Annotated in this window: 15 protein-coding genes and 1 tRNA gene; 8 read left to right on the top strand and 8 right to left on the bottom strand. The window is 73.0% G+C overall.

Annotated features, from left to right (window positions below; all coding sequences use genetic code 11):
* The first annotated feature begins 130 nt into the window (after positions 1-130).
* Together ABII15_RS21230 and ABII15_RS21225 are read left to right on the top strand one after the other, a co-directional pair.
* Positions 131-706, top strand: a complete 576-nt coding sequence (locus ABII15_RS21230) for a TerD family protein (protein ID WP_353943898.1) — start codon at positions 131-133, stop codon at positions 704-706.
* An 87-nt stretch (positions 707-793) separates the two neighbouring features.
* Entirely contained in the window at positions 794-1,354 is a 561-nt protein-coding gene (locus ABII15_RS21225) for a GNAT family N-acetyltransferase (protein ID WP_353943897.1), read from the top strand.
* Here ABII15_RS21225 and ABII15_RS21220 read toward each other — a convergent pair.
* From ABII15_RS21220 to ABII15_RS21205, 4 genes are all read right to left on the bottom strand, one after another.
* A complete protein-coding gene (locus ABII15_RS21220) occupies positions 1,306-2,733 on the bottom strand; it encodes a M1 family metallopeptidase (RefSeq protein WP_353943896.1) in 1,428 nt (475 codons plus the stop codon). The genes ABII15_RS21225 and ABII15_RS21220 overlap by 49 nt on opposite strands.
* Before the next feature lie 68 nt (positions 2,734-2,801).
* Positions 2,802-3,926, bottom strand: a complete 1,125-nt coding sequence (locus tag ABII15_RS21215) for a hypothetical protein (protein ID WP_353943895.1) — start codon at positions 3,924-3,926, stop codon at positions 2,802-2,804.
* Positions 3,923-4,519 (bottom strand): ankyrin repeat domain-containing protein, encoded by a 597-nt coding sequence (locus ABII15_RS21210; RefSeq protein WP_353943894.1) that lies wholly within the window; start codon positions 4,517-4,519, stop codon positions 3,923-3,925. The genes ABII15_RS21215 and ABII15_RS21210 overlap by 4 nt, the downstream gene beginning before the upstream one ends.
* A gap of 169 nt (positions 4,520-4,688) precedes the next feature.
* Positions 4,689-5,231, bottom strand: coding sequence for a heme-binding protein (locus tag ABII15_RS21205; RefSeq protein WP_353947136.1), 543 nt, complete (start codon positions 5,229-5,231; stop codon positions 4,689-4,691).
* A gap of 214 nt (positions 5,232-5,445) precedes the next feature.
* Here ABII15_RS21205 and ABII15_RS21200 point away from each other — a divergent pair, with 214 nt between their 5' ends.
* From ABII15_RS21200 to ABII15_RS21190, 3 genes are all read left to right on the top strand, one after another.
* Positions 5,446-6,687 carry a sensor histidine kinase gene (locus ABII15_RS21200; protein ID WP_353943893.1) on the top strand — a complete coding sequence of 414 codons (1,242 nt, stop codon included), beginning with the start codon at positions 5,446-5,448 and terminating at the stop codon, positions 6,685-6,687.
* A gap of 255 nt (positions 6,688-6,942) precedes the next feature.
* The gene (locus tag ABII15_RS21195) at positions 6,943-7,575 is read left to right on the top strand and encodes a response regulator transcription factor (RefSeq protein ID WP_353943892.1); all 633 of its coding nucleotides are present in this window, start codon (positions 6,943-6,945) and stop codon (positions 7,573-7,575) included.
* Between the two features lie 22 nt (positions 7,576-7,597).
* Complete coding sequence (locus tag ABII15_RS21190) at positions 7,598-8,098, top strand: hypothetical protein (protein WP_353943891.1); 501 nt, start codon at positions 7,598-7,600, stop codon at positions 8,096-8,098.
* Positions 8,099-8,103: 5 nt separating this feature from the next.
* Here ABII15_RS21190 and ABII15_RS21185 read toward each other — a convergent pair whose 3' ends face one another.
* Positions 8,104-8,781: a pentapeptide repeat-containing protein gene (locus ABII15_RS21185; RefSeq protein WP_353943890.1), complete on the bottom strand. Its 678-nt coding sequence runs from the start codon at positions 8,779-8,781 to the stop codon at positions 8,104-8,106.
* Positions 8,782-8,892: 111 nt separating this feature from the next.
* Here ABII15_RS21185 and ABII15_RS21180 point away from each other — a divergent pair, with 111 nt between their 5' ends.
* A complete protein-coding gene (locus ABII15_RS21180) occupies positions 8,893-9,900 on the top strand; it encodes a zinc-binding dehydrogenase (protein ID WP_353943889.1) in 1,008 nt (335 codons plus the stop codon).
* Positions 9,901-9,903: 3 nt separating this feature from the next.
* Here ABII15_RS21180 and ABII15_RS21175 read toward each other — a convergent pair whose 3' ends face one another.
* Together ABII15_RS21175 and ABII15_RS21170 are read right to left on the bottom strand one after the other, a co-directional pair.
* Positions 9,904-10,374: a GNAT family N-acetyltransferase gene (locus ABII15_RS21175; protein WP_353943888.1), complete on the bottom strand. Its 471-nt coding sequence runs from the start codon at positions 10,372-10,374 to the stop codon at positions 9,904-9,906.
* 89 nt (positions 10,375-10,463) lie between these two features.
* Positions 10,464-11,357 carry an aminoglycoside phosphotransferase family protein gene (locus ABII15_RS21170; protein WP_353943887.1) on the bottom strand — a complete coding sequence of 298 codons (894 nt, stop codon included), beginning with the start codon at positions 11,355-11,357 and terminating at the stop codon, positions 10,464-10,466.
* Positions 11,358-11,390: 33 nt separating this feature from the next.
* Between ABII15_RS21170 and ABII15_RS21165 the strand changes: the two genes are divergently transcribed.
* Together ABII15_RS21165 and ABII15_RS21160 are read left to right on the top strand one after the other, a co-directional pair.
* Positions 11,391-12,071, top strand: a complete 681-nt coding sequence (locus ABII15_RS21165; RefSeq protein WP_353947135.1) for a rhomboid-like protein — start codon at positions 11,391-11,393, stop codon at positions 12,069-12,071.
* Positions 12,072-12,082: 11 nt separating this feature from the next.
* Positions 12,083-13,501, top strand: a complete 1,419-nt coding sequence (locus ABII15_RS21160; RefSeq protein WP_353943886.1) for an FAD-dependent oxidoreductase — start codon at positions 12,083-12,085, stop codon at positions 13,499-13,501.
* Positions 13,502-13,578: 77 nt separating this feature from the next.
* On the opposite strand, the gene ABII15_RS21155 is transcribed toward ABII15_RS21160, so the two are convergent.
* Positions 13,579-13,652 (bottom strand) — tRNA-Thr (locus ABII15_RS21155).
* Between the last annotated feature and the right edge of the window lie 36 nt (positions 13,653-13,688).

Below are 13,688 nucleotides of genomic sequence, written 5' to 3'. Positions count from 1 at the left end.
GCGGGTAAAGAAAGTAAAGAGACCTGGAACCTTCCCCACCCCGCATCGCGTTCATACGGGTACGAGTAGCTTCGGCTACGCACGTACACCCGTACGCCACGCATTTAACGAGGGAAGGGACTCCCGAACCATGGCTGTAAGCCTGTCCAAGGGTGGCAACGTCTCGCTCACCAAGGAGGCTCCGGGCCTGACCGCCGTCACCGTGGGCCTCGGCTGGGACGTCCGCACCACCACCGGTACCGACTTCGACCTGGACGCCTCCGCCATCGCGGTGAACACGCAGGGCAAGGTCTACTCCGACGGCCACTTCGTCTTCTTCAACAACAAGCAGACGCCGGACCAGACGATCGTGCACACCGGCGACAACCGCACCGGTGAGGGCGACGGCGACGACGAGGCGATCAACGTCAACCTGGCGGGCCTGCCCGCCGACGTCGACAAGATCGTCTTCCCGGTCTCGATCTACGACGCGGAGACCCGCTCGCAGAACTTCGGCCAGGTGCGCAACGCGTACATCCGCATCCTCAACCAGGCCGGCGGCGCCGAGATCGCCCGCTACGACCTCTCCGAGGACGCGGCGACGGAGACGGCGATGGTCTTCGGCGAGCTGTACCGCAATGGCGCCGAGTGGAAGTTCCGCGCGGTCGGCCAGGGCTACGCCTCGGGCCTGGTCGGCATCGCCCAGGACTTCGGCGTGAACGTCTGACGCAGCCGCGTTCCAGAGTTCCTGAGGTGCACGGGCCCCGGATCCTTCCGGGGCCCGTCCCCTTTCGCCCACGCCTACGCTCTCCCCGTGGACATCAGCCCCCTCACCCACCCTCCCGGCCGCCCCCTCCTCGCCGAGCTGACCGCCCTGTACGCCTCGAACCGTGAGTTCTTCGCGCTCAGCGGCGACTTCCCCGACCCCGACGCGATCACCGCGGAGCAGGTCGCCGCCACCCTCGCCGAGGAACAGGCCGCGCCCGGCGCCGAGGCGCTGCTCGCCCGGGACGCCGGGGGACGGCTCGTCGCGGTCGCGCTGACCCTCGCCCGCCATCCGGACCCGGCCGACCCGGACCCGTGGATCGGCCTGCTGCTCGTCGACGCCCGCCGCCACCGAAGCGGGCACGGGCGCGGCACGGCGCTCGCCGTCGAGGAGCGCTTCCGGCGGGCCGGCCGCACCGCCGTACGGCTCGCCGTGCTCGACAACAACCCCGCCGGCCTCGCCTTCTGGACCGCTCTCGGCTACGAGGAGATCGCGCGCCGCCGCGACCGCCGGCTCGGCCGCCCCTGCCGGGTACTGCGCAAGCCGCTGGCCCCCACCGCTCAGGACTCGTCCGGCGCGTCCGGCGCGTCCGGCTTGCCCTTGCCGTAGAGCCAGTCCTTCCAGACCTCGGCCAGCGCGGTCCTCTTCGCGGGGTTCGCGTGCTCCACGTACGCGGTGAAGTCGTGGGTGTCGGCGTTGCCGTACTTGTGGTCGGCGGGCCAACTCTTCAGCAGGGCGAAGAACTTGGTGTCGCCGATGGTCTGCCGGACGCGGTGGAGGACCATCGCACCGCGCTCGTAGACCGGCGAGTCGGAGATGTGCGCGGCGCTCGGCGGATCGGCGGGCGGGAAGGCCCAGACGGCCGAGTCCGCCGCGTGGTCGTACGCCGCTTCGAAGGAGTCCTGGGCGCTGTCGCCGCCGTGCTGCTCCTCCCACAGCCACTCGGCGTACGTGGCGAAACCCTCGTTGAGCCACATGTCGCGCCAGGTCTTCGGGGTGACCGAGTCGCCGTACCACTGATGGGCCAACTCGTGGACGAGCAGGCCCAGATCGGGGGCGCCGGGGAAGACGGGCCGGTTCTGCGTCTCCAGCGCGTACCCGGCGTCGCCCTCGCGCTCGACGATCGCACCGGTGGAGGAGAACGGGTACGCGCCGAAGGTCCGCGTCTCCCAGTCGACGACCTCGGGCAGCCGGGCGAGGACCTTGGCGCTCGCCTCCGCCTCCTCGGGGTCGACCGCGGTGTACACGGGCAGCCCGGCCGGCGTCCGGGACGCGTGCGTCTCGAACTTGCCGATCGCGACCGTGGCCACGTAACTCGCCATCGGCTGGGTGACACGCCAGGTGTAGGTGGTGCTCGTGCCGTACGCGGACCGCTTGGTGCCCGTCAACTCCCCGTTGGACACGGCCTTCACGCCCTGCGGGACGCTCACCGCGATGGTGTACGTCGCCTTGTCGGAAGGGTGGTGGTTGCCGGGGAACCAGGCCATCGAGCCGGTCGGTTCGCCGAGGCCGAGCGCGCCGTCGGCGGTGCGCAGCCAGCCCTCCTCGGAGCCGTCGGCGTCGGTGATGGTGGCGGGTTCGCCGGAGTAGCGCACGACCGTACGGAAGGTGTGCCCCTTCGGCAGTTCGCCGAACGGGCGGACCGTCAGCTCGTTCCCGGCGCGCCGGCTCGTCGCCCGCTTCTTGTCGACGGTGACCCCGGTGACCGTGAGCCCGTGCAGGTCGAGGTTGAAGGCGCTGAGGTCCTGGCGGGCGGTCGCGGTGATGGCGGCGGTGCCCTTGAGGCGGTGGGTGTCCGGGTCGTAGGCGAGGTTCAGGGAGTAGTGGCTGACGTCGTAGCCGCCGTTGCCCAGCTTCGGGAAGTACGGGTCGCGCAGGCCCGAGGCGCCGGGCGAACCGTGGACCCCGCCGCCGCAGGCCGCGACGGAGAGCAGAGCGGCGGCGATCAGGGCGAGGGAGCGGGTCCGGGAGCGGGGGCGTCTGCGCACCCCCACACCCTATGGCCCCGTATGTCCTGTGCCCTGTGTCCTGTGTCCTGCGGCTGCCGGTACGGCCGTCAGAGGACGGCGATGCCCAACGGCCGCTCCCCCGCCGCCAGTCGGCGCGTGTCGCCGCTGTCGACGTCGACGACGGTGATCCCGTTCCAGTAGCCGTCGCGGGTGAAGCCGCCGGTGACGTACGCCGTGCGGCCGTCGGCGGAGACGGCGACGTCCTCGTGCGGACCGTCGAGGGGGATCACCTTCTCCCGGCCGTCCTTCGCGCGGACGGTCAGGGACGGGCCCTCGTCCTCGGCGGGGTCGATGGGGCCGGTGCCGACGACGAACAGGGTGCCGTCGGGGGTGACGGTGACGCCGTGCTGGTGCGTGTTCGCCGTCATCCGCTCGACGCGGGAACGGCCCGTCTCCGGGTCGACGACGACCAGCTTCTCGCCCTCGAAGGGCAGCAGCAGCTTCCCGTCCGAGGGGCGTACGGCGGTGTAGTGCGGCTTGAGCCAGGAGCCGAGGCCGCCCTCGGTGCCGTAGGGGGCGACCTCGATGCGGCGGGTGTCGCCGCTGCCGGTGTCGAGGACGGTGACGTCGAAGGAGTCGTGGTCCGTCGCGTACACCTCGCGGCCGTCGCGCGAGACGTCCACGTCGAAGGGGCGGCGGCCGACCCCGGCGGTGTCGGTGACGCGGAGGGTGCGGGTGTCGACGGTCTCCAACGTGCCGTTCCCGTCGGGGACGTTGACCCCGACGTACACGTGCCGGCCGTCGGGGGCGAGCGCGATGCCCGTGCCGCCGCCGCGGTACTCGCCGCCGGTGACCGGGCCGAGGTGCTTCGTCGCGTACGGGACACGTGCGACGCGCTCACGGGTGGCGGTGTCGACGACGGCGACGCCCTCGGCGGTGGCCACCCAGGCCCGGCCGTCGTCACCGACGACGAGACCGTAGGGCGCGCGGCCCACGGTCACCGTGTCGGTGACCCCCTTGTCGGGGTCGACGAAGCTGACGGTGTCGGCGCCGAAGTCGGCGACGAGGAGGGTGCCGGCCGGGGTCCCGCGCGGCGCGCGGTCCGGTTGAGCGCTCGCGCTCGTGGTCGTACTGGCGCTGGGGCCGGGGGTGTCGGAGGTCTGGGGGGTCTGGGTCGCGCAGCCCGCCGCCAGGACGGCGGCGGCCGCCGCGGCGAGCGCGAGGCGTTTCACCGTACGGCCCTCAGCAGACCGGCGATCCGGGTGAACCCGCGGCGTTCGGCGTGCTCCAGGGGCGTGACGCCGTCGCCGTCCGGGAGGCCGGGGGTGGCGCCCGCCGTGATCAGCAGCTCGACGATCTCCTGGTGCGCGCGGCCGCCGTCACCGAGGATCACGGCCTCCAGAAGGGCCGTCCAGCCGAGCCGGTTGACGTGGTCGACGTCGATGTCGGTCTCGCGGAGCACGGCCCGCACGTAGTCGACGTGGCCGCGTTCGGACGCCGGGATGAGGGAGATGCCGCCGAAGCGGTTGATGACCTTCAGGTCGGGGCCCGCCGGGAGCAGGGCGCGCATCATGGCGACGGAGCCGGTGACGCCGGTGACCAGCCACGGGCTGTCGGACCGGTCGTCCTGCGCGTTCGGGTCGGCGCCCGCCGCGACGAGGGCTTCCGCCGCCGGTACGTGGTCGTGCAGCGCGGCGAGGAGAAGGGGCGTGCGGCGGTGGGCGTCCCGGGTCCCGGGGTCGGCGCCGGCCGCCAGCGCGGTGCGGACGGATTCGGTGTCGCCCTGGGCTGCGGCGTCGAGCAGGGTGCGGTCGCGGTCGTTCATGAGCGGGCTCCAGGTCAAGCCCCTCCGGCGATCGAGGAGCGGGGTCCGGGGCAGAGCCCCGTGACCTCGCGCCGGAGGGGCGTGTCATGCGTTCGAGGGTGCGGGTCGAGTGTGGCTGGTCGCGCGGTTCCCCGCGCCCCTGGGGGCTGCACTCACCCGGCAACCCGGTCTAGCGGAGCGCGGCGACGCCGGCCTGGGCGAACTTCTCGTCCTGGTCGCCCGAGGGGGCGCCGGCCACGCCGATGCCGGCGATCGGGGCGTTCTTGGCGGTGACGGGGGCACCGCCCGCGAGGAACAGGGTGCCGGGGATGTCCTTCAGGTTCGGCGTGCTCTCCAGGCGCTTGGCCAGCTCGGAGGTGGGCGCGTTCCAGGAGACGGCGGTGTACGCCTTCTTCTCGGCGGACTCGTAGGACTGCGGGCCGGCGCCGTCGCCGCGCAGGGTCAGGATCGTGTTGCCGTTGCGGTCGACGACGGCGACGGAGACCTTCTGGTTCTCCTTCTCGGCGGCGTGCAGCGCGGCCTGCGCGGCCTTGTTCGCGGCGTCGATCGTCAGGTGCGTGGAGGTGGTGGTCGTCGCGCTCTTCACGTTGGCGGCGGGCGCGGCGGCCGGGGCCGAGGCGTTCGCGGAGACCGTGCCGAGGGTGCCGGCGGCGACGGCGGCCAGGACGGCACCGCCGGTGGCGATGCGGGCGCGGCGGGACATGTTCTTCAGGGAGGCCATGCGATTCAACTCCTGGAGGGCGGGGCGTGCGTTCCTTCTGCACTCCATGCTGGGTCCGGAACCGGCCCGTTCCCGTCGGCGTTCCGGCTGCTCGGCGGCTGCCGGGCGGCCGATGCCGGGGTCATCCGATCGGTTGACCCCGGGGGCGTGACCACCCTCGACAATGGGAGTGTTTGCCCAGTTCGGAGCGGTACGGGAGGTGGCCATGAGGGAGTCCGACGACGTCGCCGGCGCGGAGGCCGGGGCGACGGACAGCCGGTGGCTCGCCGCCCTCATGCACGCCGCGTTCTTCCTGCTGCTCGCGGTCGCCCTGGCCCGCTTCCTGCTGCGCCACCCGGGCGGCGCCCGCACCCCGTGGATCATCGCCTTCAGCGCCGTCCTCGCCGTGCTCTACGTCGTCGGGATCGCCTGGGCGGGCCCGCGCCGCTCCACCGTCCGGCAGCGGGTGTGGCTGTCGCTCGTGGTCGCCGTGGTCGTGGTGCTCGTCGTCCTCGCGCCGAGCTTCGCCTGGGTCGGGATCCCGCTCTTCTACACCGGCCTGCGCACCCTGCCCACGCGCGCGGCGCTGATCCTGGTGGCGCTGCTGACCGGTCTGGTCATCGCCTCCCAGGTGCGGCTCGCCGGGCGCTGGGACCCGGACCTGGTGCTCGGCCCGCCCATCGTCGCCATGGTCGCCGCCGGTGTCTTCCTCCAGATGCAGCGGCAGGCGGCCCGGCAGCGCGCCCTCATCGACGACCTGATCCGCACCCGCCGCGAGCTGGCCGCCGCCGAGCGCAGGGCGGGCACCCTCGCCGAGCGGCAGCGGCTGTCCATGGAGATCCACGACACCCTCGCGCAGGGCCTGTCCAGCCAGCAGATGCTGCTCCAGGCCGCCGAACGGGTCTGGGCCTCCGACCCCGGCAAGGCCCGCACCCATGTGCACACCGCCGCGTCCATCGCCGACCACAACCTCACCGAGGCCCGCCGCTTCGTGCAGGATCTGGCCCCCGCCGACCTGGCCCACGGTCTCGAACAGGCGCTGCGCACGGTGGCCGCCCGCGAGTCCGGGGAGCGGCTGACGGTGCGGGTCCACATCGACGCCGGTGAGCGGGCCGGGCTCGGACGGCTTCCCGACCGGGTCGAGGCGGCGCTGCTGCGCATCGCGCAGGGGGCGCTGGCGAACGTACGGGAGCATGCCGGGGCCTCCGGCGCGGCGGTCACGCTCACGCTGCTGGACGATCAGGTGGTGCTGGATGTCGCCGACGACGGGTGCGGGTTCGATGCCGGGGTGGATGTGGTGCCCGGGGTGCGGGGGCACGGCCTGGCGGCCATGCGAGCCCGGGTGCGGCAGCTCGGGGGCGACCTCGCCATCGAGTCCGCCACCGGCGAGGGCACCGTCCTCTCCGCCTCGATCCCCCTCGTCCGCGGCCCCGGTGGGGGCTGGCCGCGCAGTTCCCCGCGCCCCTGAGATGCGCACTGCGTGCGCCATCTCATCAGAGAGGCGCGCAACCGCAGCCTCCGACGGAGAGGCGCGCGAAGCGCTGCCTCAGGGAGAGGCTGCGCGAAGCGCATGCCTCAGGGGCGCGGGGAACTGCGCGAGAAGCGGCCACCGGCCCGCGGACGAACGACAACCCAACAGGGGCGCGGGGAACTGCGCGACCAGCCCCCACGCACCCGCACCCGCACCCGACAAACCCACCCGCCCACCCCGAGGAGCCAACACATGACACCCCCGGTCCGCCTCCTGCTCTGCGACGACCACGTGGTCGTCAGAGCGGGCCTCCTCGCCCTCCTCGACAGCGCCGAGAACATCGAAGTGATCGGCGAGGCAGGCACCGGCGAAGAAGCCATCGCGCTGACGGCGAAACTCCACCCCGACGTCGTCCTGATGGACCTCCAGCTGGGCCCGGGCATCGACGGAGTCGAAACCACCCGCCGCCTCACCACGGGCCCGGAACCCACCCCCCACGTCCTGGTCCTGACCACCTACGACACCGACGCCGACATCACCCGCGCCATCGAGGCCGGCGCCACGGGCTACCTCCTCAAGGCCGAGCGCCCGGAAGAACTCTTCGCGGCGATCCACGCGGCGGCACAAGGCCGGACGGCCCTCTCGGCACCGGTGGCCTCCCGCGTGATGGCGAACATGCGCAAGCCCCGCCCCACCCTCACCGACCGCGAACGCGACATCCTCGCCCAGCTCGCCCACGGCCTGGGCAATCGCGAGATCGCCAAGGCCCTGTTCATCAGCGAGGCCACCGTCAAGACCCACCTGGGCCGGATCTACGACAAGCTCGGCGTGGACACCCGGGCGGGCGCCGTGGCGGTCGCGAAGGAGCAGCGCCTGCTGCCGTGACCGGGCATGACACCATCGACCCGTGCTCGACATCGGCTACGCCCTCTCCCGCCGCTTCCCGGACCCCCCGCAGACGGACTACCGCCGCGCGGACGTCCACGCGCTGCGCCACGACCTGTTCTGCGGCGACGTGTACCTGGCCGACACCAAGGCCGACCGGGAACTGTCCACAGCCTGGGGATGGGTGCCGGTCCTGGACTTCGCCTGGGCGCTGTGCGACATCGTCGAGCAGCTCGACAAGGACCCGCGCGGCAGCCGCTCGGCGACCCCGCAGTACGCGGAGCTGGACTTCACCGAGTCCACCGACCGCATGCTCTTCGAGCGCCGCTTCGGCTGGGTCGACATCGAGGCCGACTGGATGCCGGGCCACGAGCCCCCGCTGACCTTCTCCCACTCCGCGCTGCGCCGCGAGGCCCGGGACTTCCTGCACGACCTGATCGCCGACCTCACCGACATGCACGAGGACCTGGCCGACAACCCGGCGATCTGGGACCTCCAGGCCCGCTTCCCGCGCCTGCCGTAGCGGCCTCAGATCACGCGCACCCCCACCTGCGCCGCGAACGCCCCCGCCAGGTCGAACAGCTGCCCGTGCGAGATCACGGCCCCGCCCAGCCGGTCGACCCCGCGCGCGATGCCCAGCTCGGCGGCCTCCCGCAGGTCGACGTCGACCAGCGTCACGCCCGTCAGGTCCGCCTCCTTCAGCACGCACCCGGTGAACTCCACCCGCTCCAGGCGCGCTCCCCCGAAGTCCGGCTCGACCAGCACGCATCCGTCGAAGACGACGTCCTTCAGCCGCGCCGTGCGCAGGTTCAGACAGTCGATCTTGCCGCCGCGGATCACCACCCGCTCAAGCACCGACCCGTGCAGCTGCACACCGCCGAGCCGCGCGTCGACCACCTCGACGTCCCGCAGCGTCGCCCCCGCCAGATCGGTGCCGACGCCTCTGATCCCGGTCAGCGTCGAGTCGATGATCCGGGCCCGCGCGAGCCCCGCCTCGTCGAACGCGCACCCCTCCACCGCGCAGTCCATGAACCGCGCCCCGATCCCCTCCTGCCCGGTGAAGTCCATGTCCCGGAACTCCACCCCGTCGTAGTCCCCGTCCGGCTCCAGGCCCGCGCCCTGCCAGGGCACGAGCGGAGGCAGCCGCACCTCCGGCCGCCGCGCCCTCTTCACCTTCGCCGCCGCACCACGCCGTTCCGTCGCCATGCCCCCATGCTGCACTCCCCCACTGACATCGCCTTGACCTCAACAGAACTTGAGGTCGAAGACTGGCCACCCGGCACCGCAGAACTCGGCCGTCGATCCACGGGAGCGCCCATGCACGCCATACGTCTGCACGCCTTCGGCCCCGCCGAGCACCTCACGTACGAGAAGACCGAGGACCCCGAGCCGGGCCCCGGCCAGGTCCGCATCGCGGTCGAGGCGGCCGGCGTGCACCTGCTCGACGCCGCCCTCCGACAGGGCGTCCGGGGCCCGGCCCCCGAGCTTCCGGCACTGCCCACGATCCCGGGCCGCGAGGTCGCCGGCACCGTCGAGTCGCTCGGCGCGGACACCGACCCCGCCTGGCTCGGCAAGCGGGTCGTCGCCCACCTGGGGCTCGTCCCCGGCGGCTACGCCGAACTCGCCGTCACCGACGCGGCCCGCCTGCACGAGATCCCGGCCGCGCTCGACGCGGCGCGGGCGGTGGCCCTGATCGGCACCGGCCGCACCGCCCTGGGCATCCTCGGTTTCACCACCGTCACCCCGGACACCGTCGCCCTGATCCCCGCGGCGGCGGGCGGCGTCGGCACGCTGCTCGTGCAGTACGTGAAGCACGCGGGCGGCACCGTCGTCGGGCTGGCCGGCGGCCCCGCCAAGACGGGCCGGGTCGAGGCCAACGGCGCCGACCTCGCCCTCGACTACACCGACCCCGACTGGCCCGCCCGCGTACGGGAGTTCCTGGGCGAGCGGCGGGTCACGGTCCTCTTCGACGGGGTCGGCGGCGCCGCCACGGCCGCCGCGCTCGGCCTGCTCGGCCCCGGCGGGCAGCACCTGATCTTCGGCTGGTCCGCCCAGGGCATGGGCGACGGAGCGGGCCCGCTCCTGCTCGACGAGGCGGAGGCGGCCCGGCGCGGCATCACCCAGGTGCCGACGCTCGGCCCCGAGATGCTGCGGCGGGCCGGCGGCGCGAACCCGATGCGCGCCCTGGAACTCGCCGCCCTCGACCTGGCGTCCCGCGGCGTCCTGGACCCGGCCGTCAGCCGCTTCCCGCTGGCCGAGGCCGCCGCGGCCCACCGGGCTCTCGAATCCAGGGGTACGACGGGCAAGGTGGTCCTGGAACCGTGAGGCTCAGCCGCCGAGCGCGGCCAGCGCCCCGTCGGTCAGCCGGTAGACCGTCCACTCGTCCTGCGGCCGGGCCCCGAGTGCCCGGTAGAAGTCGATCGAGGGCTGGTTCCAGTTCAGCACCGACCACTCCAGACGCTCGTAGCCCCGCTGGACGCAGATCCGCGCGAGTTCGGTGAGCAGCGCCTTTCCGTGGCCGCCGCCGCGGGCCTCCGGGCGGACGTACAGGTCCTCCAGGTAGATGCCGTGGACGCCGCGCCAGGTGGAGAAGTTCAGGAACCACAGCGCGAATCCGACGGGCGCGCCCTCGGTGTTCTCGGCGATGTGCGCGAAGGCCGCGGGCCGCTCCCCGAACAGGGCTTCCCGCAACTGCTCCTCACTGGCCCGCGCCTCGCCGGGCACCTTCTCGTACTCGGCGAGTTCGCGGATCATCGCGTGAATGACAGGGATGTCGTGGGGCGTGGCTGTACGAATCATCCGCGCAGATTACGCCGCTCGTCCGCGGCTCCGGTGGCGCGAGAAGAGGCCACCGGCCGTCAGCCGGAGAACCGGTACACGCCCCCGGGTCACCTCCCCAGCAGCCTCCGCGCGATCTCCAGGTCATCAGCGGCAAGCGCCCGCTGGTCCTCGACATCCCACAACGCGTTCTGCACCACCCGCCCCAACGTCCACCCCCGAGCCCGCTCCCGGTCCAGCCCCAGCACCCCCGTCATCGCCTCGAACCGCCACACGACCTCATCGCTGTCGAACCGGTTGTTCAGCGCGGGCCACAGATCGAACCCGGGATCACCGGCGAGCGGCTTCGGGTCGATGGCGACCCAGGGCGCACGCCCGTCGACGGTCGCCAGCACGTTCTCGAAGTGCAGGTCCCAGTGGAGCAGCCGGTCCCCGGCACCGTCGGCCGCGACCTCCCGCAGCGCCGCGGCGCAGTCCGCCACGATCCCCCGCTGCCAAGGGTCCCCGATCCGCGACAGCGCCCCCGGCACCTCGGCGAGCATCTGCGCCGCGATGTCCGCCAGCCGCCGCATCCCGTCCGGCGCGGGCCCGGCCGTGAGCCGCGCCAGCAGCCCGGCGATGACGGCGACCGCCTCCCGCGAGTCCTCCACGACGCTCAGCATCCGCCCGGCGTCGAGCCGTTCGAGCAGCATCGTGCCGGTGCCCGGGTCGTGGTCGAGCAGCCGGACGGCGCCGTCCCCGCCCCAGACGCGCAGCGCGACCGGCTCGCCCTCCGTCTCCTCGTCGAGGACCTGGAACTTCACCGCGGCGGGCAGCCCGTCGGCGCGCCGCACCACCGGCAGCACCAGCGCCGCCATGCCGTGCATCGCGGGCCCGTCCACCCGCAGTCCCCACCGTTCGACGATCTCCTCCACCCGCCCGGGCAGCGCCGCGATGAACGCCCGCCCGGCCTCCCCCGCGTAGGTAAACTGCGACTGCACCAGCCCGTCCGGAATGTCGATCACCCGCCCGACCTTACCGACGTGCCTGAATCGACCATGCACCGTTTTCTCGGCACCGCCCGGGACGCCGTGCGGAGTTGGCTCCGCAGCGCCCCCGGCACCTATGTCTGGCTGACGATCCTGCTGGTCACCACGATCGTCATGCGCCACATGGCCCCGGACACCCTCGACGCGTTCCTCGGCGACCGCTCCACCAACATCCACGCCCTGTCCACCCACCCCTTCCGTGTCCTCGTGCAGAGCGCGCTGTGGATCGACGGCGGCAGCTGGCTCCCGTACGCGGTGCTCTACACGCTCTTCCACGCGCCCGCCGAGCGCTGGCTGGGCACCGGCCGCTGGCTGCTCGTCCTCGGCGCCGCGCACATCGGCGCCACCTACCTCAGCGAGGGCGCCCTGCTGTGGGCGATCCGGCACGGCCACGCCCCCGTATCGATGGTCGACACCCTTGACGTGGGCGTGAGTTACGCGCTCGCGGGCGTCGTCGCCGTCCTCACGTACCGCTTCGCGCGACCGTGGCGGTACGGGTACGCGGCCGGGGTCCTCGTCGTCTACGGCGCCCCGCTGGTCACCGGCCGCACCTTCACCGACCTGGGCCACTTCGCCTCGGTCCTGATCGGCCTGGCCTGCTTCCCGCTCACCCGCGGCCGCCCCGGCGCCGAGTGGAGCCCGCCGGCCGCGGTGCGCCGGACCTGGGCAGCCGTCACCCGCGTGCGATAGCGTCCCGCCGCATGAGCAGCGTGAACAGCGGGAACGGCGGGCACACAGCCAACGGCGGCATATCGTTCTGGTACGCGGACGACGGCATCCCCGACGGCCGCGAGCCCCTGGCCGGCGACGCGAGCGCCGATGTCGTGATCGTCGGCGGCGGCTACACGGGCCTGTGGACGGCGTACTACCTGAAGAAGGCCGCGCCCTTCCTGCGCATCACGGTCCTGGAGCAGAAGTTCTGCGGCTACGGCGCCTCCGGGCGCAACGGCGGCTGGCTCTACAACGGCATCGCGGGCCGCGACCGGTACGCCAGGCTGCACGGCCACGAGGCGGCGGTCCGGCTCCAGCAGGCGATGAACGAGACGGTCACCGAGGTCGTCGACACGGCCCGCGCCGAGTCGATCGACGCGGACATCCACCACGGCGGCGTCCTCGAAGTCGCCTACACCCCGGCGCAGTTGGCCCGCCTGAAGGCGTTCCACGAGGCCGAACTGACGTACGGCGAGAAGGACCGCACGCTGCACGGCGCCCGCGAGACGGCGGAGCGGATCCGGGTCGCGGGCGCGGTCGGCTCCACCTGGACCCCGCACGGCGCGCGGCTGCACCCGGTGAAGCTGGTCAAGGGCCTGGCGCGGGCCGTCGAGGCGCTCGGCGTCACCATCCACGAGTCGACGCCGGTCACCGAGATCAAGCCGAAGCACGCCATCACGCCCTACGGCACGGTCCGCGCCCCGTACGTCCTGCGCTGCACGGAGGGCTTCACGGCCTCGCTCAAGGGCCAGCGCCGCACCTGGCTCCCCATGAACTCCTCGATGATCGCCACCGAACCGCTCTCCGCGGAGCAGTGGGAGTCGATCGGCTGGGCGGGCCGCGAGACGCTCGGCGACATGGCGCACGCGTACATGTACGCGCAGCGCACCGCCGACGACCGGATCGCGCTCGGCGGCCGCGGCTACCCGTACCGCTACGGCTCGAAGACGGACAACGACGGCCGTACCCAGCCGCAGACGATCGAGGCCCTGACCGCGATCCTGCACCGCTTCTTCCCGCAGCTCGCCGGGGTCCGCGTCGACCACGCCTGGTCCGGCGTCCTCGGCGTCCCGCGCGACTGGTGCGCCACGGTCACCCTGGACCGCTCCACGGGCCTGGGCTGGGCCGGCGGCTACGTCGGCTCGGGCGTCGCCACCGCGAACCTGGCGGCCCGCACCCTGCGCGACCTGGTCCAGCAGGACTCCGGCCAGGCGGGCCCGACCGAGCTGACCACGCTGCCCTGGGTCAACCACAAGGTCCGCAAGTGGGAGCCGGAGCCCTTCCGCTGGCTGGGCGTGCACGGCATGTACGCCACGTACTACGCGGCCGACCGCCGGGAGCTGACCACGAACACCGGGGACTCCTCGCGCCTGGCGAAGATCGCGGACCGGGTCGCGGGCCGCCACTGACCCGGGAGAGCCGTCCTCCGGAACGGGAAGACGGGCCACGGCCGACAGCCGTGACCCGTCTCCACCGGTCAGTACCGAGCCCCCTGTCGGATTCGAACCGACGACCTTCGCTTTACAAGAGCGGCGCTCTGACCAGCTGAGCTAAGGAGGCAGCCCGAGCAGTGTAACCAAAGCCGGAGCCCTCTCC

The organism is Streptomyces sp. HUAS MG91 (assembly GCF_040529335.1).
GTDB lineage: Bacteria > Actinomycetota > Actinomycetes > Streptomycetales > Streptomycetaceae > Streptomyces > Streptomyces tabacisoli.
This window is presented reverse-complemented; position numbering and strand designations above follow the sequence as displayed.

Coding starts and splice junctions, on each gene's coding strand:
- ABII15_RS21165 (WP_353947135.1), top strand. CDS start 11,391: ATGCACCGTTTTCTCGGCACCGCCCGGGACGCCGTGCGGAGTTGGCTC.
- ABII15_RS21195 (WP_353943892.1), top strand. CDS start 6,943: ATGACACCCCCGGTCCGCCTCCTGCTCTGCGACGACCACGTGGTCGTC.
- ABII15_RS21160 (WP_353943886.1), top strand. CDS start 12,083: ATGAGCAGCGTGAACAGCGGGAACGGCGGGCACACAGCCAACGGCGGC.
- ABII15_RS21200 (WP_353943893.1), top strand. CDS start 5,446: ATGAGGGAGTCCGACGACGTCGCCGGCGCGGAGGCCGGGGCGACGGAC.
- ABII15_RS21175 (WP_353943888.1), bottom strand. CDS start 10,374: ATGATTCGTACAGCCACGCCCCACGACATCCCTGTCATTCACGCGATG.
- ABII15_RS21230 (WP_353943898.1), top strand. CDS start 131: ATGGCTGTAAGCCTGTCCAAGGGTGGCAACGTCTCGCTCACCAAGGAG.
- ABII15_RS21210 (WP_353943894.1), bottom strand. CDS start 4,519: ATGAACGACCGCGACCGCACCCTGCTCGACGCCGCAGCCCAGGGCGAC.
- ABII15_RS21180 (WP_353943889.1), top strand. CDS start 8,893: ATGCACGCCATACGTCTGCACGCCTTCGGCCCCGCCGAGCACCTCACG.
- ABII15_RS21185 (WP_353943890.1), bottom strand. CDS start 8,781: ATGGCGACGGAACGGCGTGGTGCGGCGGCGAAGGTGAAGAGGGCGCGG.